We start from the raw sequence: 21720 nt of genomic DNA, 5'->3' as shown, positions 1-21720 counted from the left end.
CATGGAAACCCACAGCCTGTGGACAACCGGACGCCCCTCGAACCGATCGCGTTAACATGACGAGAAATCGTCCGGTACCCAGATGCGGACTGGAACGGGAAGGCCGCCGTCGCGTGAGTACAGTCCAACAGCCAGACAACAAGGACCGCCCCGCGCGGCTCACCGTCGGTGTCGTCGGCGCCGGCCGGGTCGGGCCGACGCTCGCCGCGTCCCTCCAACTCGCCGGGCACCGGCCGGTGGCCGTCTCCGGGGTCTCCGACGCCTCCCGGCGGCGGGCCGCGCTGATGCTCCCGGACGTCCCGCTCGTCACCCCCGAAGATGTCCTGCAACGTGCCGACCTGGTGCTGCTGACCGTCCCCGACGACACCCTGCCCGGTCTCGTCGAGGGACTCGCCGAGACCGGTGCCGTGCGGCCGGGGCAGCTGCTCGTGCACACCTCCGGGCGGTACGGCGCGAAGGTCCTGGACCCCGCCCTGCGCGCGGGCGCGCTGCCGCTGGCCCTGCACCCGGCGATGACCTTCACCGGCACCCCCGTGGACGTCCAGCGCCTGGCCGGCTGCTCCTTCGGCGTCACCGCCCCCGAGGAGCTGCGGCTGGCCGCCGAGGCCCTCGTCATCGAGATGGGCGGCGAACCCGAGTGGATCGAGGAGGAGAAGCGGCCGCTGTACCACGCGGCCCTCGCCCTGGGCGCCAACCACCTGGTCACGCTGGTCGCCCAGGCCATGGAGCTGCTGCGCTCGGCCGGTGTCGCGGCCCCGGACCGGATGCTCGGCCCGCTGCTCGGCGCTGCCCTCGACAACGCCCTGCGCTCCGGGGACGCGGCCCTCACCGGACCCGTCGCGCGCGGGGACGCCGGCACGGTCGCCGCACACGTCACGGAGCTGCGCAGGCACGCCCCGCAGACCGTCGCGGGCTATCTCGCGATGGCCCGCGCGACCGCCGACCGGGCTCTCGCCCACGGACTGCTGAAGCCGGAGCTCGCCGAGGACCTCCTCGGGGTACTCGCCACGGGCACCAACGGCTCCGAGGGAGACGCCCGATGACCACGACCCTGCTGCGCACCGCCGGTGAACTGCACGCACGCGCGCGCGTGGGCCGCCGGGCCGTCGTGATGACCATGGGCGCCCTGCACGAGGGCCACGCCACCCTCATCCGCACCGCGCGCGAGATCGCCGGACCCGACGGCGAGGTCGTCGTCACCGTTTTCGTGAACCCCCTCCAGTTCGGCGCGGGCGAGGACCTCGACCGCTACCCGCGCACCCTGGACGCCGATCTCAAGATCGCCGAGGACGCCGGCGCGGACGCCGTCTTCGCACCCTCCGTCGACGAGGTCTACCCGGGCGGCGAGCCCCAGGTGCGCATCAGCGCGGGCCCGATGGGAGAGCGCCTGGAGGGCGCCTCGCGTCCCGGTCACTTCGACGGCATGCTCACCGTCGTCGCCAAGCTGCTGCACCTCACCCGCCCCGACATCGCCCTCTACGGCCAGAAGGACGCCCAGCAGCTCGCTCTGATCCGCCGGATGGTGCGCGACCTGAACTTCGGCGTCGAGATCGTCGGCGTGCCCACCGTGCGCGAGGACGACGGCCTGGCCCTGTCCAGCCGCAACCGCTACCTCAAGCCGCAGGAGCGGCGCACTGCGCTCGCCCTCTCGCGAGCGCTGTTCGCGGGCCGCGACCGGCACGCGGCACAGGAGGCGCTGCGCGCGCGGGCCCGCGAAGTGCCCGCCACGCACGCGCGTGCCGAGGCACTGAGCGCCCTCGGCGAGTCCCGCGCCGCCGCCGACGCGCACGCCGTCGCCAAAGCCCTTCCCGGTGCGCCCTCGGCCGTCCGCGCGGCCTCCCGCCTGATCCTGGACGACGCCGCGCGCCAGGACCCGCCGCTCGCCCTGGACTACCTCGCGCTCGTCGACCCGTCCGACTTCAGCGAGATCGACGACGACTTCACCGGCGAGGCCGTCCTCGCCGTCGCAGCCCGGGTGGGGACGACCCGGCTGATCGACAACCTCCCCCTGACCTTCGGAGCCGCCTCGTGACCAGCACAGGCATACGACTGCACGCGCCCGCGCCCGGGTGGTCCATCGAAGCGGACGTCGTGGTCGTCGGCTCCGGGGTCGCGGGCCTGACCGCGGCCCTGCGCTGCGAGGCCGAGGGCCTGAGGACCGTCGTCGTCACCAAGGCCCGCCTCGACGACGGCTCCACCCGCTGGGCGCAGGGCGGCATCGCCGCGGCCCTCGGCGAGGGCGACACCCCCGAACAGCACCTGGACGACACGCTGGTGGCGGGCGCGGGCCTGTGCGACGAGGAGGCCGTACGGATCCTTGTCACCGAGGGACCCGAAGCCGTACGCCGCCTGATCGCGACCGGTGCGCACTTCGACGAGTCCGAAGAGGGCGACCTGGAGCTCACCCGGGAGGGCGGCCACCACCGCCGCCGGATCGCGCATGCGGGCGGTGACGCCACCGGCGCGGAGATCTCCCGGGCGCTCGTCGAGGCCGTACGTGCGCGTGGACTGCGCACGATCGAGAACGCGCTCGTGCTCGACCTGCTGACGGACGCACACGGCCGGACGGCGGGCGTCACCCTGCACGTCATGGGCGAGGGCCAGCACGACGGCGTGGGCGCGGTGCACGCCCCCGCGGTCGTCCTCGCGACCGGCGGCATGGGCCAGGTCTTCTCGGCGACCACCAACCCGTCCGTGTCCACGGGCGACGGCGTGGCGCTCGCCCTGCGGGCCGGTGCGGAGGTCTCGGACCTCGAATTCGTGCAGTTCCACCCGACGGTGCTGTTCCTGGGTGCGGACGCGGAGGGTCAGCAGCCCCTGGTCTCCGAGGCGGTACGCGGCGAGGGCGCCCACCTGGTCGACGCGGACGGCGTGCGCTTCATGGTCGGGCAGCACGAACTCGCCGAACTCGCGCCCCGCGACATCGTCGCCAAGGGCATCACGCGGCGCATGCAGGAGCAGGACGCCGAGCACATGTTCCTGGACGCCCGGCACTTCGGCGCCGACATGTGGGAGCACCGCTTCCCGACGATCCTCGCCGCCTGCCGCGCCCATGGCATCGACCCGATCACCGAGCCCATCCCGATCGCGCCGGCCGCCCACTACGCCTCCGGTGGCGTGCGCACCGACTCCCAGGGGCGTACGACCGTCCCGGGCCTGTACGCGTGCGGCGAGGTCGCCTGCACCGGAGTGCACGGAGCGAACCGGCTCGCCTCCAACTCCCTCCTGGAGGGACTGGTCTACGCCGAGCGCATCGCCGCCGACATCGTGGCGAGCCGTGCCGGGCTCCACGCGCGCGTGCCCGCACCCGTCGAGCGGACCGAGCGGCCCGCGCATCCCCTGCTCGCGCCCGAGGCGCGGTTCGCGATCCAGCGGATCATGACGCAGGGCGCGGGAGTGCTGCGCTCGGCCGGGTCCCTGTCCAAGGCCGCCGGCCTTCTGCAGCAGCTGCATTCCGACGCCCGCGACGCCCTCGCCGAGAACGGCAAGACGGCCGAGCCCGGCGTCGACACCTGGGAGGCCACCAACCTCCTGTGCGTGGCCCGTGTCCTGGTCGCCGCCGCCCTGCAGCGCGAGGAGACGCGAGGCTGCCACTGGCGCGAGGACGAGCCCGACCGGGACGACACGGCATGGCGCCGCCACATCGTCGTACGGCTCAATCCCGACCGGACCCTCGCCGTACACACCACCGATACCGCAGACTTCCCCCCGACCCGGCAGCCCCTTCAGGAGCAGTGACAGCAGTGAGCACCGACGACCTTCCCCTCGCCTCCTCCGGCGGCTGCGGCGACGGCTGCGCCTGTGGCGCCGCCTCCGACGGTCCCGACGAGGAATATCTGGAGTGCGGGCTCGACCCCGCGCTCGCGCAGCTCCTGGCCGACGCCGGACTCGACCCGGTGGAGGTCGAGGACATCGCCAACGTCGCCATCCAGGAGGACCTCGACCACGGCGTGGACGTGACGACCGTCGCGACCATCCCCGAGGACGCCGTCGCCACCGCCGACTTCGTCGCGCGGGAGGCGGGCGTCGTGGCCGGCCTGCGGGTCGCCGAGGCGGTCGTCTCGGTGGTCTGCGAGGACGAGTTCGAGGTCGAGCGGCACGTGGAGGACGGCGACCGGGTGGAGGCCGGACAGAAGCTCCTGTCGGTCACCACACGCACGCGTGACCTCCTCACCGCCGAGCGCAGCGCGCTCAACCTGCTGTGCCGGCTCTCGGGCATCGCGACCGCCACGCGCGCGTGGGCGGACGCACTGGAGGGCACCAAGGCACGCGTGCGTGACACCCGGAAGACGACTCCGGGGCTCAGGTCGCTGGAGAAGTTCGCCGTGCGGTGCGGGGGCGGGGTCAACCACCGGATGTCGCTGTCCGACGCGGCGCTGGTGAAGGACAACCACGTGGTCGCCGCCGGTGGCGTCGCACCGGCCTTCAAGGCCGTACGGGAGGCCTTCCCGGACGTGCCGATCGAGGTAGAGGTCGACACCCTGCACCAGCTGCGGGAGGTCGTGGACGCGGGCGCCGATCTGATCCTGCTGGACAACTTCACGCCCGGGGAGTGCGAGGAGGCGGTCGCGGCCGTGCACGGGCGGGCCGCGCTGGAGGCCTCCGGGCGGCTGACGCTGGACAACGCGCGCGCTTACGCCGAGACCGGGGTCGACTACCTCGCTGTCGGGGCGCTCACCCACTCCTCGCCGATCCTCGACATCGGCCTCGATCTGCGCGAGGCGGAGTAGTCGCGATGCTCCTCACGATCGACGTAGGCAACACGCACACCGTCCTCGGTCTGTTCGACGGCGAGGACATCGTCGAGCACTGGCGGATCTCCACGGACGCGCGCCGGACGGCGGACGAGCTGGCGGTACTGCTGCAGGGGCTGATGGGCATGCATCCGCTCCTCGGCGACGAACTGGGCGACGGGATCGACGGGATCGCGATCTGCGCGACCGTGCCGTCCGTGCTGCACGAGCTGCGTGAGGTGACGCGGCGGTACTACGGCGACGTGCCGGCCGTGCTGGTCGAGCCCGGGGTGAAGACGGGGGTGCCGATCCTCACCGACAACCCCAAAGAGGTCGGAGCGGACCGGATCATCAACGCGGTGGCCGCCGTCGAGCTGTTCGGCGGACCGGCGATCGTCGTGGACTTCGGTACGGCGACGACGTTCGACGCGGTGTCCGCGCGCGGGGAGTACGTCGGCGGAGTCATCGCGCCCGGTATCGAGATCTCCGTGGAGGCGCTCGGCGTGAAGGGCGCGCAGCTGCGGAAGATCGAGGTGGCCCGGCCCCGGAGCGTGATCGGCAAGAACACGGTCGAGGCGATGCAGTCCGGGATCGTGTACGGCTTCGCCGGACAGGTCGACGGGGTCGTGAGCCGGATGGCCCGGGAGCTCGCGGACGATCCGGAAGAGGTGACGGTGATCGCCACGGGTGGACTGGCGCCGATGGTGCTGGGGGAGTCGTCGGTGATCGACGAGCATGAGCCCTGGCTGACGCTGGTGGGGCTGCGGCTGGTGTACGAGCGGAACGTGTCACGGATGTGACGTCGCCGTCGGCGACCAGGCCACCCGGCCCACCCGGTATCCGGCCGCGCGTCCGCGTGGGTGGCCTGCTCACGCCACACCCGTCCCCTATGACGATATTTGTCTGATTAGCGCGTACTGTCGCCGCATGCCCACGCCATACGGATCCCGCGGCGGCATGGCGTTCGGCGTGGAGGAGCTGCGCGTGCTCCGCCGCGCTCTCGCCCTCGCCCTTCACCCCGCCCCCGCCTCGGCCGAGGACATCAAGGACTGCCATCGCCTCGCCGAGTCCCTCGACGAGGCGGTACGTGAGGGTGCCCGGCTGCGCGCCTTCCTGGTGGCCGACCTCGCCCGGTACCGCGCCGCGCTACCCGGCACCGCCGCCGGTTACCTCACCTTGCTGGAGGAGGCGCTGGGTGCCGGGTACCGGCCCGAGCCCGACGATCTCGCCGCGCTGAGGGCGCTGCGCGGCAACCCCGCCGCGGCAGCACTGCTGAGCCGCTGCCAGGTGCTGGCCGAACGGGACGTACGGGCCCGTCTGGCGGGCTCCACGGCCGGCCGGCGTGCCCGGGTCGCCCCTGTGGTCCCCGCCTCCCGTACCCGCCTCCTGGCGCTGCCCGGGGGTCTTTCCGGAGGTGTTTTCGGGCGTCCTTCCGAGTCCGCCCGGGGCGGTCCCGCGGACCAGGACGCCAAGGAGCCGGCGAAGCGTCCGGCCCAGCCGCCGGCGAAACCCGCGGAGAAACCCGCCCCCGCCCCCCAGCCCTCCCGGCGGCCCATCCCCACCCCGGGCGAGGTCTTCCCCCGTCGTAAACCGACCCCGCCCCCGGCGAACCCGCCGCAGCACCTGGCCGCGGGCTGACGCGGCAGACCGCACCCCGCCCGAGTTGTCCCCGTGCGCCTGGCTACTCTGGACGCATGGACTACGTCTCCGCCCTCGTACCCCCGGTCGTCATGGCCGTGTTCTTCATCGGCCTGATCCGGGTGATCGTGAAGACCCAGGGCGGGGCCAACAAGGCCAAGGAGGACGCGGCCGTCGACGCGGCGCTCGCGCGCGCGGAGGGGGCCAAGCAGGCCTCCGGGTCCGCGGGCGACGCCTGAGCGATCCACGGCGCCCTCGTCGGCGTACGACTCTCCGAGCCACCGCGCTTTCCGAGTCGTACGCCCTTTTTGTTGCTGTTTGGTGTTGAAAGGGCCGTCCGTCACGCCGATAGCCGGATCTCCCACTATTGTGCGAGCTGTGCCTCGCCCATTGGGAGAACTCGAAGACGCGGTCATGACGCGGGTGTGGAAGTGGAACCGCCCGGTCACCGTTCGGGAAGTCCTGGAAGACCTTCAGCAGGAACGGTCCATCGCCTACACCACGGTGATGACCGTTTTGGACAATCTCCATCAGAAGGGCTGGGTGCGGCGTGAGGCGGAAGGCCGGGCCTATCGATATGAGGCGGTCTCCACACGGGCCGCCTACGCCGCCGCACTGATGAACGACGCCTGGTCCCAGAGTGACAACCCCGCCGCCGCTCTCGTCGCCTTCTTCGGCATGATGAGCGAGGAACAGCGACTGGCACTCCAGGACGCCGTGCGGATGGTCCAGGGGCCGCCCGCGGAGAACCCCGACTCGGCATCGCGGGGCGGCGGGCGATAGCGTCCGCTCATGTCCGCGAAGAGCCCCTCCGCCGAGAACCCCGAAGTCACCGCAAAAGCCATCACCGTCCGGCGGGCCCGTACCAGCGATGTCGCCGGCATCCGTCGGCTCCTCGACTCCTACGTCCACGACCGCATCCTGCTCGACAAAGCGACCGTGACGCTTTACGAGGACATCCAGGAGTTCTGGGTCGCCGAGCGCGACGACAACGCCGAGCTGGTCGGCTTCGGCGCCCTGCATGTGATGTGGGAAGACCTCGCGGAAGTGCGCACTCTCGCCGTGAAGCCCGGACTGAAGGGTGCCGGGGTCGGCCATCAGTTGCTGGAGAAGTTGTTGCAGACGGCCCGCTGGCTCGGTGTTCGTCGCGTTTTCTGTCTCACCTTCGAAGTGGACTTCTTCGGCAAGCACGGCTTCGTCGAGATCGGTGAGACACCCGTTGACACCGATGTCTACGCAGAGCTACTGCGTTCCTATGACGAAGGCGTGGCGGAGTTCCTCGGTCTCGAACGAGTGAAACCGAACACCCTGGGCAACAGCCGGATGCTTCTGCATCTGTGATCGCCAGGATTCTGGCGCTCGGCCCTGCCCAGGTTCCCTATGTCCGAAACGCGCACGTTTCCGGACGAGGAGAGCCCTGTCGGTCTCTCCCTGGGGTTTGTGTTTTCCCAGCAAAAGCGGTTTGCTTTCCGACGTACTGCAGTACTGCATATAACAGGGGACGGCGAAACGGCGGACGCCGCAGGACCCCCGGCCCTCAAGTATTGGATGAAAGGAAATCCGGTGGCACAGAAGGTTCAGGTCCTTCTTGTCGATGACATCGACGGCGGCGAGGCGGACGAGACCGTCACGTTCGCGTTGGACGGCAAGACGTACGAGATCGATCTCACGACCGCCAATGCGGACAAGCTCCGTGGCCTTCTCGACCCTTACGTGAAGGGCGGTCGCCGTACCGGAGGCCGAGCCGCGGGCGGGCGCGGAAAGGCGCGGGCCGCTTCCGGTGGCAGCCAGGACACCGCTCAGATCCGCGCCTGGGCAAAGGAGAACGGTTACGAGGTCAATGACCGCGGCCGAGTTCCGGCGAGCATTCGCGAGGCTTACGAGAAGGCCAACGCCTGATCGAAAGGTCCACGGCGGCCGGGGCCTGCGAAAGCTTATTGCCGAGTGCGCCGCAGCCTCAGCCGGTGGCAGTGCGTTGCCACCGTGTTCACGACGCGTACGAGATCGGGGGCGCCCCCATCGCCCCCCAGTGCCGACAATGTCGGCAGCGAGGCCTCGACCTCGCACCCAGGCTCGGGGGGCCGCAGCCACACGGCGGCCCCCTGCAGGGCGCCCGGTTCCGGACGCCCCGGCAGGGCGAGGGATTCGTCCTCGCCGGGCCCCGAAGGCCGCCCCGACGGCACCTCCCCGAGTCCGCTCACCGCGGGCGCCGGCGGACGCGGTGCCTGCACCACGCCGCCCGTGCCGATCGCCCGTAGGTCGAGCGCCAGGGTGCCCCACTCCAGCCAGTCCAGCAGGCCCGGCAACTCCTCCGTACTGCCCGCGGCCACCAGGAACCCCATGCGGTCGTTCCGCATCGCCACCGGAGAGGGCCCCGCGAGATGGCGCAGGGCCGCGCGACCGGCCTCGGCCGGAACGTCCAGGACGTCGAAGCGCAGCCCCAGGCGCAGTCGTAGGGGAGATTCCGCGGTGCTCGCGGGCACCGTGGGCCAGCCCAGTTCGTTCTCGTACCAGCGGCGGACCGGATCGTCGCCGAAGGCGGCCGGGTCGAGCGGCCGGCGGGGGAGCGGGACCGCGGTGAGATCCGTGGTGAGAGAGGGGAGGCTGCCGGACATGCCAAGTGCAACCGCCGAAGGACGCAAGAGTTACGTTGGGTGCACCGGCGTGTGCGAAGAGTGGCCGCAGAGGGGGCGTGCGGGGGTGCGGGGTGGTGCAAGGTTGTTCGCCCATAGCGGAGGGACAGGGGGCGTGCGGCATGGAGTGTCGGTCCGCGCGGGTAAGACATCCCTAGTGGGAGGGGGCGACACGCAGGAAAGGCCGTCTCACGTTCGCCATCGGCGTACTGGCGACTGGGGTAACTGCCTGGCCTGCGGGAACATCGTCTCGCACCATCGGGTTGGAGCAGATGTCGGCGTTCGGGGTCAGGAGGCCAAGAACGGTGTCGGCAGTTGGAATGAGCGGTCCCCGCTTGCGGGACTAAGCTGCGGAAGGACAGGGAGGGGAAGTTCCCCCCACTGCCTGACCGCTCTGAGGAGCGATTAACGATGTTCGAGAGGTTCACCGACCGCGCGCGGCGGGTTGTCGTCCTGGCTCAGGAAGAAGCCCGGATGCTCAACCACAACTACATCGGCACCGAGCACATCCTCCTGGGCCTGATCCACGAGGGTGAGGGTGTCGCCGCCAAGGCCCTTGAGAGCCTCGGGATTTCGCTCGAGGCGGTCCGCCAGCAGGTGGAGGAGATCATCGGCCAGGGCCAGCAGGCCCCGTCCGGGCACATCCCCTTCACCCCCCGTGCCAAGAAGGTCCTGGAGCTGTCGCTCCGCGAGGCCCTTCAGCTGGGCCACAACTACATCGGCACGGAGCACATCCTGCTCGGCCTGATCCGTGAGGGCGAGGGCGTCGCCGCCCAGGTCCTGGTCAAGCTGGGCGCCGATCTCAACCGGGTGCGGCAGCAGGTCATCCAGCTGCTCTCCGGTTACCAGGGCAAGGAGACCGCCACCGCCGGCGGGCCTGCCGAGGGCACCCCCTCGACGTCCCTGGTCCTCGACCAGTTCGGCCGGAACCTCACCCAGGCCGCTCGTGAGTCCAAGCTCGACCCGGTCATCGGGCGCGAGAAGGAGATCGAGCGGGTCATGCAGGTGCTGTCCCGCCGTACCAAGAACAACCCAGTCCTGATCGGTGAGCCCGGCGTCGGCAAGACCGCCGTCGTCGAGGGCCTCGCCCAGGCCATCGTCAAGGGCGAGGTGCCCGAGACGCTGAAGGACAAGCACCTCTACACGCTTGACCTCGGCGCCCTGGTCGCCGGCTCCCGCTACCGCGGTGACTTCGAGGAGCGCCTGAAGAAGGTGCTCAAGGAGATCCGCACCCGCGGCGACATCATCCTGTTCATCGACGAGCTGCACACGCTGGTCGGTGCGGGTGCCGCCGAGGGCGCCATCGACGCCGCTTCGATCCTGAAGCCGATGCTGGCCCGCGGTGAGCTCCAGACCATCGGTGCGACCACGCTCGACGAGTACCGCAAGCACCTGGAGAAGGACGCGGCCCTCGAGCGCCGCTTCCAGCCCATCCAGGTCGCGGAGCCGTCCCTGCCGCACACGATCGAGATCCTCAAGGGTCTGCGCGACCGGTACGAGGCGCACCACCGTGTCTCCATCACGGACGAGGCGCTGGTCCAGGCCGCCACCCTGGCCGACCGGTACATCTCGGACCGCTTCCTGCCGGACAAGGCGATCGACCTGATCGACGAGGCCGGTTCCCGGATGCGTATCCGCCGGATGACCGCGCCGCCGGACCTGCGCGAGTTCGACGAGAAGATCGCCGGCGTGCGCCGCGACAAGGAGTCCGCGATCGACTCGCAGGACTTCGAGAAGGCCGCCTCCCTCCGCGACAAGGAGAAGCAGCTCCTGGCTGCCAAGGCCAAGCGGGAGAAGGAGTGGAAGGCCGGCGACATGGACGTCGTCGCCGAGGTCGACGGCGAGCTGATCGCCGAGGTCCTCGCCACCGCCACCGGCATCCCGGTCTTCAAGCTGACCGAGGAGGAGTCCTCGCGTCTGCTGCGCATGGAGGACGAGCTCCACAAGCGGGTCATCGGCCAGGTCGACGCCGTCAAGGCGCTGTCGAAGGCGATCCGTCGTACGCGTGCAGGTCTGAAGGACCCGAAGCGTCCCGGTGGTTCGTTCATCTTCGCCGGCCCGTCCGGTGTCGGTAAGACCGAGCTGTCCAAGGCCCTCGCGGAGTTCCTCTTCGGTGACGAGGACGCGCTGATCTCCCTCGACATGTCGGAGTTCAGTGAGAAGCACACGGTCTCGCGGCTCTTCGGTTCGCCCCCCGGCTACGTGGGCTACGAAGAGGGCGGCCAGCTGACGGAGAAGGTGCGGCGCAAGCCGTTCTCGGTGGTCCTCTTCGACGAGGTCGAGAAGGCCCACCCGGACATCTTCAACTCGCTGCTGCAGATCCTGGAGGACGGTCGCCTGACCGACTCCCAGGGCCGGGTCGTGGACTTCAAGAACACGGTCATCATCATGACGACCAACCTCGGCACCCGGGACATCTCCAAGGGCTTCAACCTGGGCTTCGCGGCCTCGGGTGACAAGAAGACCAACTACGAGCGCATGAAGAACAAGGTCTCGGACGAGCTCAAGCAGCACTTCCGGCCCGAGTTCCTCAACCGCGTCGACGACGTGGTCGTCTTCCCGCAGCTGACCCAGGCCGACATCCTCCAGATCGTCGACCTGATGATCGGCAAGGTGGACGAGCGCCTCAAGGACCGGGACATGGGCATCGAGCTCTCCCAGTCCGCCAAGGAGCTGCTGTCCACGAAGGGTTACGACCAGGTGCTGGGCGCGCGGCCGCTGCGTCGCACGATCCAGCGCGAGATCGAGGACACGCTGTCGGAGAAGATCCTCTTCGGCGAGCTGCGTCCCGGTCACATCGTGGTCGTCGACACGGAGGGCGAGGGCGAGACCCAGACCTTCACCTTCCGCGGCGAGGAGAAGGCGGCGCTGCCCGACGTCCCGCCGATCGAGCAGGCGGCCGGCGGTGCCGGGCCGAACCTGAGCAAGGAGGCGTAAGCCTCAGGGCGACGCCAGAAGGGGCCGGTGCTTTTCGAAGCACCGGCCCTTTCTCTGTGCTCGACTCCGGGGAGGTGCCTGGCCAAGCGGGCGAGCGAGACGGAGAACCCCCGCACGCCCAGCAGCGTCACCGAGCGCAGGCGCCGGGGCGATGACGCCCTGCGTCCTTCAAGGGCGCCTTCGCAGACCCGTGTGGTTCGTACTCAGCCCACCCAGGGAGAGCCGTTCCAGCGGGGCGAGCCTGTCGGGGCCGTACGCCGGGAAGGGCAGCTCGCCCCGCGAGGAGACGAGGGCGGAGAGCCGGACGGGTTTGTCCACCACGCCGGAGCCGGGACCGTCCGGCCGGGAGAGTTTCCTCACCGGTCGGCCGACCAGGCCGGCTCCATCCGCCGCCCCTGTGTGCGCTGCGGCGGATGGAGCCCAGCCGGACGTCAGGACAACTGGCCGTCGTAATCCGGGAGTTTGAAGGTCTTCTCGGCGTGGCCGCCCGACAGGTCGGTGGCGCTGTTGCCGATGTTCGCGATGATCGTGTAGCCCTTGCTCTCGATGGCGACGCGCTGGGCGGTCTTGTAGGCGGCGACGTCCTTGAAGAGGTCGATGAAGTTGCGGACGTAGAGGCCGCTGACCTGGTAGCCGACGTGCTTGAGGTTGTAGTCGGTCACCGAGGCGATGATGTCGGGGCGGGCGGTCACGAAGAACAGGGATACGCCGTGTTCCTGGGCATACTTCGCGACGTCCAGGACGGGCTTGTTGGCCGGCGCGGGATAGCTGAAGCCGAAGTCCGTCTCCAGGGTGGTGTTGTCGATGTCGAAGACGATCGCCTGCTTCTCGCCGGGCCTGGGGGCGGCGATACGTGTCTTCAGGTAGGGGAGGGCCTGGCCCATCACGGCCTGGCAGTCGGTCTGCCAGGTGGCGTAGTCGACGTCTTCGGCGGCGGCTGTCGCGGTCGGGGAAGCGCTGGTGGTCGTCGTCGCGGCCTCGGCGGGGACGGCCAGGGCGACGAGTGCGGCTGCGGAGACGGTGCTCACGGCTATGCGGTGCGCCCAGGGGCGTCGGCTTGTCACGGTGGTGGGGGTCCTCTCACGTCCGGAAACGCTGCAGTTGTCGCGTGCATGTTTGTTGGTGAGGGTGGCGCGAGGGGAACCGTAGGGTTACTGGTTGGTAGGAAGCCAGAGGCGTGCATCACATGGCATGGCTTTTGCATTCGGGTCACCGGTGACTTGCCGCACAGGCGATTTGTCCGTTACTAGACGGAATAGTGGATAGATTCGGGGAGGAACAGGACTTCTTGCACGACTCGGCGAGGCCGATTACTACAGTCCGTCGTAGATGTGCTGTTTGGGGGTTTTTGACCCCCGGGGGTACCAAGGGTTGTCCCATCCGGCCGCCGCTGTGCGCCGGATGGTTTTCCTGTCCCCCACCTTCATGAGGTTCTGATGTTCCAGCGCGCCTTCAACCGCTCTTCCCGTACGTCCCTGCTCCGCACCCGTGTGGCCGTCGTGGCCGCGTCCGTCGGGACGACGGTGGCGCTGGGGGCCGGAGTCGCCTCGGCCGCGTCCTCCTCGGCCTCCTGGGTCGACCCGGTGAAGAAGTACACGCTGAGCGCGAGCTACGCGCAGGCCGGGAGCATGTGGCACTCCACCCACAGCGGGCAGGACTTCGCCGTGCCGAGCGGTACGTCCGTCGTCGCCGCGCACGGCGGGACCGTCGTCAAGGCGGGCCCGAGGGGTGCCGGTGACGGTTCCGCCTACGGCAACGCCATCGTGATCAAGCACGGCAAGGGGAAGTACTCGCAGTACGCCCACCTCTCCCGGATCAAGGTCAAGGTCGGCCAGGTCGTCAAGACCGGCCAGCGCATCGCCCTGTCCGGCAACACCGGCAACTCCAGCGGCCCGCACCTGCACTTCGAGATCCGCACGACCGCCAACTACGGCTCTGCGATAGACCCGGTCGCCTTCCTGCGGGCCAAGGGCGTCAAGGTCTGAGCGGGCTGACCGCCTACGCGTTCGCGCTGCCCCGGTGGGCCTGGGTGACCAGGTCCGTCGCCACCTCCAGGACCGCCTTGCGCTTGGCCTCCGGGTCGGCGGTGATGTCCTGGAGGAAGAACATCCCGGCGTGCATGGTGAAGATCGCGCTGACGCAGCGGACCTGGTCGGTCAGGTCCGCATCCGGATCGATGATGATCTCGCGCAGCCCCTGCATGCGCTCCTTGAAGGTCTCGCCGACGCGCAGTTCGCGGACCGCCGCCTGGTTCTCCTGCATGAAGCGGAACAGCGGTGCCGCGCCGGCCAGGGTCTCGCTGTAGCGCCGTACGATCTCCTGCTTGGTCTCCAGCGTGTGCGGCTGCTTCCTGCCCCACTCGATCAGGTCGAGGATCGGCTGCGTCAGATCGTCGAAGATGCTGACGAGGATCTCTTCCTTGGTCTTGAAGTGGTAGTAGAGCGCCGCCTTGGTGACGTCCAGGTGCTCGGCGATCTCCCGCAGGGACGTCTTCTCATAGCCCTGCTCCGCGAAGAGTCCGAGGGCCACGTCCTGGATGCGCTGGCGCGTGTTGCCGCGCCTGTGCTGCTTCGTGACGTCCATGGTGCCGCCCATCCTGGTGCTCCTCGGCTTTCCATAAAACTTACTTGACGCCCGGCTAGTTAGGCCTCTACCTTCCCCAGTGTAGACAACTAGCCGGGCGGCAAGTAAGTGCCCCGGCGGGGGCAGTACCGCAGGACCTCAGGGGAGTGGGAACGATGGCGGACACACAGACGGTCGAGACGGAGCCGGAAAAGAAACAGCGCAGCGTGCGGGTCGTCCTGCTCGCGCTGATGATCACCATGATGCTCGCAATGCTCGACAACATGATCGTGGGCACCGCGATGCCGACGATCGTGGGCGAGCTCGGCGGGCTCGAACACCTCTCGTGGGTCGTGACGGCCTACACACTGGCCACCGCGGCCGCCACCCCGCTCTGGGGCAAGCTCGGCGACATGTACGGCCGCAAGGGCGTCTTCATGACGTCGATCGTCCTCTTCCTGATCGGCTCCGCGCTCAGCGGTATGGCCCAGGACATGGGACAGCTCATCGGTTTCCGGGCCGTGCAGGGCCTTGGCGCCGGCGGTCTGATGGTCGGCGTCATGGCGATCATCGGTGACCTGATCCCGCCCCGGGAACGCGGTAAGTACCAGGGCATGATGGCCGGCGTCATGGCGCTCGCGATGATCGGCGGTCCGCTGGTCGGCGGCACCATCACCGACAACTGGGGCTGGCGCTGGTCCTTCTACATCAACCTGCCGCTCGGCGTGGTGGCGCTCGGCCTCATCAGCGTCGTACTGCACCTGCCGGCGAAGCGCGCGCAGGCGCGGATCGACTATCTCGGCGCCGCGCTGCTGACCGTCGGCATCACCTCCATCGTGCTCGTCACCACCTGGGGCGGCACGGAGTACGCCTGGACGTCCGCGCGGATCATGGAGCTGATCGGGATCGGTGTCGCCGCGCTCGTCGGGTTCGTGTTCTGGCAGACCAAGGCGGCCGAGCCGGTTCTGCCGCTCCACATCTTCCGCAGCCGCAACTTCACGCTGATGTCGATCATCGGCTTCATCACCGGCTTCGTGATGTTCGGCGCCACCCTCTTCCTGCCGCTGTACCAGCAGTCCGTGCAGGGCGCCTCCGCCACCAACTCCGGGCTGCTGCTCCTGCCGATGCTCGGCGCGATGCTGGTGACCTCGATGGTCGCGGGACGGGTGACCACCAACAGCGGGCGGTACTACGTCTTCCCGGTCCTCGGCAGTGTCCTGATGGTCGTCGGGCTGTACCTGCTGTCGACGATGGACACGGGGACCTCGCGGTTCACCTCCGGTGTCTTCATGGCCGTCGTCGGTCTCGGCATGGGCTGCCTGATGCAGATCACCATGCTGGTCGCCCAGAACAGCGTGGAGATGAAGGACATGGGCGTCGCGTCCTCGTCCACCACCCTGTTCCGTACGCTCGGCTCCTCCTTCGGTGTCGCCATCATGGGCGCGCTGTTCAACCACCGGGTCCAGGACACCATGGCCGAGCGGGGCGGGGAGCTGGGTTCCAAGGTGACCGAGCAGTCCGCGCAGCTGGACGCGAAGAGCCTGGAGAAGCTGCCGGACGCGGTGCGCGAGGCCTACCAGTACGCGGTGTCGGCCGGCACGCACTCGGCGTTCCTGCTCGGATCGATCGTCGCCGTGGTCGCGCTGGTGGCGGCGGTGTTCGTCAAGGAGGTGCCGCTGAAGGGCGCGGGACCGCAGAAGTCGGCGGACGACGCGGCGCCGGCTCCGCTGGTCGAGGTCTGAGCCGACCCCGCTGAACCGAAGGCCCCCGGACGGTGTCCGCCCCGGGGGCCTTCTTCGTGCGCGCTCGCGGGGTCGATGTCAGTGCCGCGTGCCACCATCGGGCTCATGGACAAGGTGCGGCAGATCCGGCTCGCCAAGGACGCCATGGACCGCGACTGGGCCGATCCGGACCTGGACCTGGACGCCGTCGCCGCGCATGCCGGGTACTCGCGGTATCACTTCCTCCGGGCCTTCAAGGAGGCGTACGGCGAGACGCCCGGGCAGTACCTCACGCACCGGCGGATCGAGCGGGCCGAGGAGATGCTGAGGGGGGCCGATCTGAGCGTGACCGAGATCTGCCACCTGGTCGGCTTCAGCAGCCTCGGCACCTTCTCCGCCCGCTTCAAGGCGCGGACCGGGCTCACCCCGAGCGAGTACCGCACCAAGCACGTGGGCCGCGGCGCCTCCCTGATCCCCGGGTGCTACGCCATGCTCTGGGCCGGCGGATTCCCCACCGCGAGAACCGCGAAGAGGACCGCAACTTTGAAGAAGCGGCCCGGTCCCGGCCCTGCCTACGGTGACGGAGAAGGACCCCCGCACGACAGGAGAGAGCCATGATCCAGGGACTGGGCATCGCCACCGTATGGACCTTCGACCAGCAACGCACGAAGGCCTTCTTCACCGAGAAGCTCGACTTCGAGGTGCGCAGCGAGGTCTCGATGGGCGAGATGACATGGGTCACCGTCAGCGCCAAGGAGCAGCAGGGCGGCGTCGAGCTGACGCTGATGAGCCTCGACGGCCCCGGTCTGGACCCCGAGTCCGCCGAGGCGCTGAAGAAGCTGGTCGGCAAGGGCGTGATGGGCGCCGGAGCGTTCCGTACGGACGACTGCCGCGGTGACTACGAGACGTTCCGGGCGCGCGGGGTGGAGTTCATCCAGGAACCGCAGGAGCGGCCGTACGGCATCGAGGCGATCTTCCGCGACGACAACGGCAACTGGTACTCGCTGACCCAGCGCCGCGAGGAGCTCGACTTCTCGAAGGACTGGGCGTGACGGACACCGGGGAGGAACTGGCCGCCGCGGACCACACGGCCGTGCGGGTCGCCCTCTGGCGGGCCCTGCACGTCCGTGCGGATCCGCCGCCGCATGTCCTGGAGGACGAGATCGGGCTGCGGCTCGCGGACCCGGACGACGGCTGGCGCGAGCGCCCCGACATGGACGTGGACGCCACGCGCCGCACCCGTGCGTCGATCGTGGCCCGGGCCCGGTTCGTCGAGGACCTGGTCGTCGAGGCGGCCGGGCGAGGGGTGGACCAGTACGTCGTCCTCGGCGCCGGCCTCGACACGTTCGCCCAGCGCCGGCCCGAGGTCGCCGCGGCGAGCGGACTGCGGGTCTTCGAGGTCGACCGGCCCGGCCCGCAGGCCTGGAAGCGGCGGCGGCTCATGGACCTCGGGCTCGGCGTCCCCGAGTGGCTGCGGCTCGTGCCGGTCGACTTCGAGGGGGACTGGTGGGGGCGGCTCGTCGAGGCGGGGCTCGATCCCGCGCGGCCCGCGGTGGTGGCCTCCACGGGCGTCACCATGTACCTCACCCGGGAGGCGGTCGCGGCCACGTTCCGCCTGGTCGCCGGGCTCGCCCCGGGTTCCACGCTGGTCACGACCTTCCTGCGGCCGTTGGAGGACGTCGAGCCGGAGCAGCGGCCACAGCTCGAGGCCGCCGTCGCGGGCGCGCGGGCCGCGGGGACGCCGTTCCTGAGCTTCTTCGGGCCGTCCGAGATCCTGGCCCTGACCCGCGAGTCCGGCTTCCGCGAGGCCCGGCACCTGCCGGCGGAGGAGCTGGACCGGCGCTACTTCGAGGGGCGGACGGACGGGGTGCGACCGTCCAGGGGGGAGGAGCTGGTGCTGGCGGGGGTCACGGCAGCATCGGATGGCTTCCTGTGGCCGTAGGCGCGTGTTCGGGCAGCCACGGCACGGCCGCCGCGGCTTTCGCCGGGGTGCCCTTCGAGGGGCGGACGGACGGGGTGCGACCGTCCAGGGGGGAGGAGCTGGTGCCGGCGCGGGTCACGGCAGCATCGGATGGCTTCCTGTGGCCGTAGGCGCGTGCTCCGGCAGCCACAGCACTGCCACCGCGCCCTCCGCCGGGGTGCCCTCCGGGGTGCCGACCGGACGGATGTTGCGGAACGTCAGCCGTGCCCCCAGCACCCGTGCCTGCCCCGCCGCGATGGTCAGTCCGAGCCCGTGGCCGTGGCCCGCGCGGTCCGCGCTGCCCGTGCGGAAGCGGCTCGGGCCGTCCGCGAGGAGGTCCTCGGGGAAGCCGGGGCCGTGGTCGCGGACCCGGATGACCCGGCCCTCGACGGTGACCTGGACCGGCGGCTTGCCGTGCCGGGCGGCGTTGGCGAGGAGGTTGAACAGGACGCGCTCCAGGCGGCGGGGGTCGGTCATGACCTCCGACTCGTGCACCACGCGCACCTCGATCTGCGGGTCCTTGGCCGCCACCCGCCGGGCGACGAACTCGCCGAGCAGGATGTCCTGGAGCTCCGCCCGCTCGGAGGCACCGTCGAGACGGGCCACCTCCAGGACGTCCTCGACGAGGGTGCGCATGGCTTTCGCCCGGTCCAGGACCAGTTCCGTGGGCCGGCCCGGGGGCAGCAGTTCCGCCGCCGTCAGCAGGCCCGTCACCGGTGTACGCAGCTCGTGCGCGATGTCCGCGGTGACCCGGCGCTCGGCTTCCAGCCGCTGCTGGAGAGCGTCCGCCATGGCGTCCACCGCGCTGGCGAGGTCGTCGGTCTCGTCCCGTACGACCCCGCCGATCGCGTCCCGCACCCGCACGTCCGTCTCGCCCTTGGCCATCTGATTGGCCGCGGCCGCCGCCTTCCGCAGCCGCCGCGACAGCTGCCCGCCGATGAGCACGCCGAGCGCGCTGCCGCCGAGGACCACCGCGATGGAGCCGATCACCAGGGCCTGGTCGAGGTCGTTGAGGATGTCGGTGCTGCGGTCGGTGAACCCGGTGTGCAGGGACAGCACATGGCCGCCCTTGACCGGAACGGCCGCCCAGATGTCCGGGCCCCGGTCGGGCCGGTCGGAGACGTACGTCGCCCGGCGGCCCTGCTCGACCTTCTCGCGCAACGCGGGCGGCAGATGACGGTCGTCGACCGCGATGCTGGGGAAGTTCGGCTTGCCGGTCAGCTCGTAGTTGCGCTGGGCGATCTGGATCCGCTCGTCCGCGAGGTCGCGCGCGTTGTCCAGCATCGAGACGCGTGCCGCGTTGTGCACGACCAGACTGAGCGCGACCGCCACGAGCGCGCCGACCAGCGCGATGGCCGCGCTCAGCTTCCACCTCAGCCCGGTCCGCACGGCCAGCCGCTCCGCCACCGGGCCCCGAAGGATCCCCCGCATGCCCCAGGTCCCCCGCTCAGGCCTTCAACTTGTAGCCGAAGCCACGGACCGTCTCGATCCGGTCCTGGCCGATCTTCGTCCGCAGCCGCTGCACATGGACGTCGACGACCCGGGTGTCACCGCCCCAGCCGTAGTCCCACACCCGCTCCAGGAGCTTGTCGCGGGACAGGACCGTACCGGGCGCGGAGGAGAACTCCAGCAGCAGCCGCATCTCGGTCGGGGTGAGTGCGACCGGCTGTCCGGCTTTGCGCACCTCCATGCCCTCGGTGTCGATCTCCAGCTCGCCGAAGGACAGCACGCCCCCGGCGGCCGCGTCCGCGCTCTCCTCGCCCCGGTCGGCCCCGCCCGCGTGCCCGAAGCGGCGCAGCACCGCACGGATCCGGGCGACCAGGACGGCACCGTCGAACGGCTTGGTGACGTAGTCGTCGGCGCCGGCCTCCAGACCGAGCACCACGTCGATCGAGTCGGCGCGCGCCGACAGCATGATCACCGGCACGGTGGACTCGTCGCGGATACGGCGGCACAGGCTGACCCCGTCCAGGCCCGGGACCATGACGTCCAGCAGGGCGATGTCGGGGCGGTCCGCCCGGAACGCCTCCAGGCCCGACAGTCCGTCGGGCATGGCGGTGACCGCGAAGCCGTCCCGCTCCAGGGCGAGTTGGGTGGCCTCGCGGATGACGTCGTCGTCCTCGACGAACAGCACGTGGGTCTGGTCTGCCATCCGGGTGCTCTCACTCTTCGGTGTCGATGCGGTCACTGGGGGATCGTTCCGGGCGGCCCGATCGGTTCAGTTGTCGGGCGCCGGCGTCGGATCCGCGTCGACGGCATCGCTGTAGTCGCTGTGCGTCCGGTACACGGCGGCGAACTTTCCCGAGGCCCAGCGGTACGTGATCACGTTCTCGCCGGACGGGTCCGACACCGCGTCACCCTTTTCATACACCTGTTTGGTCACCACCAGGTCGCCGCGGTCGATCTCGGCGTAGACCGGAGGCTCCTCGGTCTGGAAGACATTCTGGTACGAACCGTCCTGCTCGCGGTACACGTACGAGCCGACGCCCACCAGATCCGCACAGGTCACGACGTTGACGACGACGTCGTCGGCCGAGCCGCCGGTGAGGTCGCCGTAGAACAGGTCGACCGGGTACTGGTGGGCGCCACAGGGCTCCAGATCGCGCTTGACCGCCTCGGAGACCTTCGGGTCCGACCTGAGGAGAGCGACCGCGCCCTTCCGGTCCAGACGCGGGGAGGTCAGGGCGGACGGCAGGGCGGAGGGGGAGACGCCGGCCTCCGCGGCAGCGTGTGCCGGACCCTCGTCACGGGTGCCGGTGCCGCCGGTGGCGCAGGCGGAGACGAAAAGGGCGAGGGCGGCCAGCACGACCACTGCCGTGCTTGCCGCCTGGAAGATCCCCCGGACCGGAGTGAGGTCCGGCCGGGTGGGCCCGGGCTCGGTCAGGCCGCCGCGCAACGCTCCCGCTCCTCACGCTCCAGCGCGCGTGCGTCCAGATCGCGGGCCTCCAGCTCCTCGCGGAGCCGGGCGAGCGCCCGGTGCAGCGTGCTCTTGACCGTTCCGGCCGACATGCCGAGGGCGGCGGCCGTCTCCTCCGTGGACATCTGCTCCCAGTGTCGCAGCACCACGACGCTGCGCTGCTTGGGGGCGAGCACCTTCATGACGTCCATCAGCAGGGCGCGGTCCGCGTGCTGCTCGGTGGAGTCGTCGACCGAGGCGTCCGGGAGCTGCTCGGTCGGCACCTCCTCCAGCTTGCGCGCCCGCCACCACTCCGTGCGGGTGTTGATCATCACCCGGCGCAGATAGGCGTCCGCGAGCCGCTTGTCCTCGATGGTCTCCCAGCGGCCGTACGTCCGCACGAGCGCCGTCTGGAGCAGGTCCTGCGCGTCGACCGGGTCCGGGACCAGACGGCGTGCGCTGCGCAGCAGCGCGTCCTGCCGGGTGCGCACGTACTCCTCGAACTCGAGCACCTCGCCCTGCGCCATGTAGACCGCCTCCTGATCCCCGTTCCGGCAGTCCCTGCCGGTTCTCATCGCGTGTGCGCCGCCTGGTGTGGCGGCATGGCAATCAAGCTACGGAGCTGTTGTCACGGGGCTGT

Annotated in this window: 24 protein-coding genes; 16 read left to right on the top strand and 8 right to left on the bottom strand. The window is 70.2% G+C overall.

What is annotated here, in order from left to right; genetic code table 11:
* Positions 1–113: 113 nt before the first annotated feature.
* From RNB18_RS05730 to RNB18_RS05685, 10 genes are all read left to right on the top strand, one after another.
* A complete protein-coding gene (locus RNB18_RS05730) occupies positions 114–1043 on the top strand; it encodes a Rossmann-like and DUF2520 domain-containing protein (RefSeq protein WP_311713068.1) in 930 nt (309 codons plus the stop codon).
* Positions 1040–2032, top strand: a complete 993-nt coding sequence (gene panC / locus RNB18_RS05725; RefSeq protein ID WP_311713067.1) for a pantoate--beta-alanine ligase — start codon at positions 1040–1042, stop codon at positions 2030–2032. The genes RNB18_RS05730 and panC overlap by 4 nt, the downstream gene beginning before the upstream one ends.
* Positions 2029–3738, top strand: coding sequence for an L-aspartate oxidase (locus tag RNB18_RS05720; protein ID WP_311713066.1), 1710 nt, complete (start codon positions 2029–2031; stop codon positions 3736–3738). The genes panC and RNB18_RS05720 overlap by 4 nt, the downstream gene beginning before the upstream one ends.
* A 5-nt stretch (positions 3739–3743) precedes the next feature.
* The gene (gene nadC / locus RNB18_RS05715) at positions 3744–4730 is read left to right on the top strand and encodes a carboxylating nicotinate-nucleotide diphosphorylase (protein WP_311713065.1); all 987 of its coding nucleotides are present in this window, start codon (positions 3744–3746) and stop codon (positions 4728–4730) included.
* A gap of 5 nt (positions 4731–4735) precedes the next feature.
* A complete protein-coding gene (locus tag RNB18_RS05710; protein WP_123990864.1) occupies positions 4736–5533 on the top strand; it encodes a type III pantothenate kinase in 798 nt (265 codons plus the stop codon).
* 157 nt (positions 5534–5690) lie between these two features.
* Positions 5691–6371 (top strand): hypothetical protein, encoded by a 681-nt coding sequence (locus RNB18_RS05705; RefSeq protein WP_311713665.1) that lies wholly within the window; start codon positions 5691–5693, stop codon positions 6369–6371.
* Positions 6372–6427: 56 nt separating this feature from the next.
* Entirely contained in the window at positions 6428–6610 is a 183-nt protein-coding gene (locus RNB18_RS05700; RefSeq protein ID WP_266515543.1) for a hypothetical protein, read from the top strand.
* A 139-nt stretch (positions 6611–6749) separates the two neighbouring features.
* Positions 6750–7154, top strand: a complete 405-nt coding sequence (locus tag RNB18_RS05695) for a BlaI/MecI/CopY family transcriptional regulator (protein ID WP_266515540.1) — start codon at positions 6750–6752, stop codon at positions 7152–7154.
* Positions 7155–7163: 9 nt separating this feature from the next.
* Positions 7164–7712 (top strand): amino-acid N-acetyltransferase, encoded by a 549-nt coding sequence (locus RNB18_RS05690; RefSeq protein ID WP_057612446.1) that lies wholly within the window; start codon positions 7164–7166, stop codon positions 7710–7712.
* A 222-nt stretch (positions 7713–7934) separates the two neighbouring features.
* Positions 7935–8270, top strand: a complete 336-nt coding sequence (locus RNB18_RS05685; RefSeq protein ID WP_057612447.1) for a histone-like nucleoid-structuring protein Lsr2 — start codon at positions 7935–7937, stop codon at positions 8268–8270.
* A gap of 35 nt (positions 8271–8305) precedes the next feature.
* Here the strand turns inward: RNB18_RS05685 and RNB18_RS05680 are convergent, their stop codons facing one another.
* Positions 8306–8986 (bottom strand): SCO3374 family protein, encoded by a 681-nt coding sequence (locus RNB18_RS05680; RefSeq protein ID WP_311713064.1) that lies wholly within the window; start codon positions 8984–8986, stop codon positions 8306–8308.
* A gap of 429 nt (positions 8987–9415) precedes the next feature.
* Here RNB18_RS05680 and RNB18_RS05675 point away from each other — a divergent pair, with 429 nt between their 5' ends.
* Positions 9416–11941, top strand: a complete 2526-nt coding sequence (locus RNB18_RS05675) for an ATP-dependent Clp protease ATP-binding subunit (RefSeq protein ID WP_057612449.1) — start codon at positions 9416–9418, stop codon at positions 11939–11941.
* A gap of 168 nt (positions 11942–12109) precedes the next feature.
* Here the strand turns inward: RNB18_RS05675 and RNB18_RS05670 are convergent, their stop codons facing one another.
* Entirely contained in the window at positions 12110–12262 is a 153-nt protein-coding gene (locus tag RNB18_RS05670; protein WP_311713063.1) for a hypothetical protein, read from the bottom strand.
* A gap of 110 nt (positions 12263–12372) precedes the next feature.
* On the bottom strand, positions 12373–13005 hold the full coding sequence (locus tag RNB18_RS05665; RefSeq protein ID WP_311713062.1) for an HAD family acid phosphatase: 633 nt from the start codon (positions 13003–13005) through the stop codon (positions 12373–12375).
* 372 nt (positions 13006–13377) lie between these two features.
* Between RNB18_RS05665 and RNB18_RS05660 the strand changes: the two genes are divergently transcribed.
* Positions 13378–13926 carry a M23 family metallopeptidase gene (locus RNB18_RS05660; RefSeq protein WP_311713061.1) on the top strand — a complete coding sequence of 183 codons (549 nt, stop codon included), beginning with the start codon at positions 13378–13380 and terminating at the stop codon, positions 13924–13926.
* A gap of 13 nt (positions 13927–13939) precedes the next feature.
* Here the strand turns inward: RNB18_RS05660 and RNB18_RS05655 are convergent, their stop codons facing one another.
* The gene (locus RNB18_RS05655) at positions 13940–14536 is read right to left on the bottom strand and encodes a TetR/AcrR family transcriptional regulator (RefSeq protein WP_311713060.1); all 597 of its coding nucleotides are present in this window, start codon (positions 14534–14536) and stop codon (positions 13940–13942) included.
* A gap of 143 nt (positions 14537–14679) precedes the next feature.
* Here RNB18_RS05655 and RNB18_RS05650 point away from each other — a divergent pair, with 143 nt between their 5' ends.
* From RNB18_RS05650 to RNB18_RS05635, 4 genes are all read left to right on the top strand, one after another.
* A complete protein-coding gene (locus tag RNB18_RS05650) occupies positions 14680–16245 on the top strand; it encodes an MDR family MFS transporter (protein ID WP_311713059.1) in 1566 nt (521 codons plus the stop codon).
* Positions 16246–16350: 105 nt separating this feature from the next.
* Complete coding sequence (locus RNB18_RS05645) at positions 16351–16842, top strand: helix-turn-helix transcriptional regulator (protein WP_311713058.1); 492 nt, start codon at positions 16351–16353, stop codon at positions 16840–16842.
* Complete coding sequence (locus RNB18_RS05640) at positions 16839–17276, top strand: VOC family protein (RefSeq protein ID WP_311713057.1); 438 nt, start codon at positions 16839–16841, stop codon at positions 17274–17276. Before RNB18_RS05645 ends, RNB18_RS05640 begins: the two co-directional genes overlap by 4 nt.
* Positions 17273–18166, top strand: a complete 894-nt coding sequence (locus RNB18_RS05635) for a class I SAM-dependent methyltransferase (RefSeq protein ID WP_394817592.1) — start codon at positions 17273–17275, stop codon at positions 18164–18166. Before RNB18_RS05640 ends, RNB18_RS05635 begins: the two co-directional genes overlap by 4 nt.
* A gap of 114 nt (positions 18167–18280) precedes the next feature.
* On the opposite strand, the gene cseC is transcribed toward RNB18_RS05635, so the two are convergent.
* From cseC to RNB18_RS05615, 4 genes are all read right to left on the bottom strand, one after another.
* Positions 18281–19615 (bottom strand): two-component system sensor histidine kinase CseC, encoded by a 1335-nt coding sequence (gene cseC / locus RNB18_RS05630; RefSeq protein ID WP_311713056.1) that lies wholly within the window; start codon positions 19613–19615, stop codon positions 18281–18283.
* A gap of 16 nt (positions 19616–19631) precedes the next feature.
* Complete coding sequence (cseB, locus tag RNB18_RS05625; protein WP_059209193.1) at positions 19632–20336, bottom strand: two-component system response regulator CseB; 705 nt, start codon at positions 20334–20336, stop codon at positions 19632–19634.
* 66 nt (positions 20337–20402) lie between these two features.
* A complete protein-coding gene (locus tag RNB18_RS05620) occupies positions 20403–21080 on the bottom strand; it encodes a hypothetical protein (protein WP_311713055.1) in 678 nt (225 codons plus the stop codon).
* The gene (locus RNB18_RS05615; RefSeq protein WP_020122536.1) at positions 21065–21607 is read right to left on the bottom strand and encodes a SigE family RNA polymerase sigma factor; all 543 of its coding nucleotides are present in this window, start codon (positions 21605–21607) and stop codon (positions 21065–21067) included. The genes RNB18_RS05620 and RNB18_RS05615 overlap by 16 nt, the downstream gene beginning before the upstream one ends.
* Between the last annotated feature and the right edge of the window lie 113 nt (positions 21608–21720).

Origin of the sequence: Streptomyces doebereineriae (genome assembly GCF_031845645.1) — a bacterium.
GTDB classification, from domain to species: Bacteria; Actinomycetota; Actinomycetes; order Streptomycetales; family Streptomycetaceae; genus Streptomyces; species Streptomyces canus.
The sequence above is the reverse complement of the archived record's forward strand: the minus strand, read 5'-3'. Positions and strand labels throughout refer to the sequence as shown.

Coding starts and splice junctions, on each gene's coding strand:
- RNB18_RS05690 (WP_057612446.1), top strand. CDS start 7,164: ATGTCCGCGAAGAGCCCCTCCGCCGAGAACCCCGAAGTCACCGCAAAA.
- RNB18_RS05710 (WP_123990864.1), top strand. CDS start 4,736: ATGCTCCTCACGATCGACGTAGGCAACACGCACACCGTCCTCGGTCTG.
- RNB18_RS05680 (WP_311713064.1), bottom strand. CDS start 8,986: ATGTCCGGCAGCCTCCCCTCTCTCACCACGGATCTCACCGCGGTCCCG.
- RNB18_RS05655 (WP_311713060.1), bottom strand. CDS start 14,536: ATGGGCGGCACCATGGACGTCACGAAGCAGCACAGGCGCGGCAACACG.
- RNB18_RS05645 (WP_311713058.1), top strand. CDS start 16,351: ATGGACAAGGTGCGGCAGATCCGGCTCGCCAAGGACGCCATGGACCGC.
- RNB18_RS05615 (WP_020122536.1), bottom strand. CDS start 21,607: ATGGCGCAGGGCGAGGTGCTCGAGTTCGAGGAGTACGTGCGCACCCGG.
- cseC (WP_311713056.1), bottom strand. CDS start 19,615: ATGCGGGGGATCCTTCGGGGCCCGGTGGCGGAGCGGCTGGCCGTGCGG.
- panC (WP_311713067.1), top strand. CDS start 1,040: ATGACCACGACCCTGCTGCGCACCGCCGGTGAACTGCACGCACGCGCG.
- cseB (WP_059209193.1), bottom strand. CDS start 20,336: ATGGCAGACCAGACCCACGTGCTGTTCGTCGAGGACGACGACGTCATC.
- RNB18_RS05705 (WP_311713665.1), top strand. CDS start 5,691: ATGGCGTTCGGCGTGGAGGAGCTGCGCGTGCTCCGCCGCGCTCTCGCC.
- RNB18_RS05660 (WP_311713061.1), top strand. CDS start 13,378: ATGTTCCAGCGCGCCTTCAACCGCTCTTCCCGTACGTCCCTGCTCCGC.
- RNB18_RS05700 (WP_266515543.1), top strand. CDS start 6,428: ATGGACTACGTCTCCGCCCTCGTACCCCCGGTCGTCATGGCCGTGTTC.
- RNB18_RS05640 (WP_311713057.1), top strand. CDS start 16,839: ATGATCCAGGGACTGGGCATCGCCACCGTATGGACCTTCGACCAGCAA.
- RNB18_RS05650 (WP_311713059.1), top strand. CDS start 14,680: ATGGCGGACACACAGACGGTCGAGACGGAGCCGGAAAAGAAACAGCGC.
- RNB18_RS05675 (WP_057612449.1), top strand. CDS start 9,416: ATGTTCGAGAGGTTCACCGACCGCGCGCGGCGGGTTGTCGTCCTGGCT.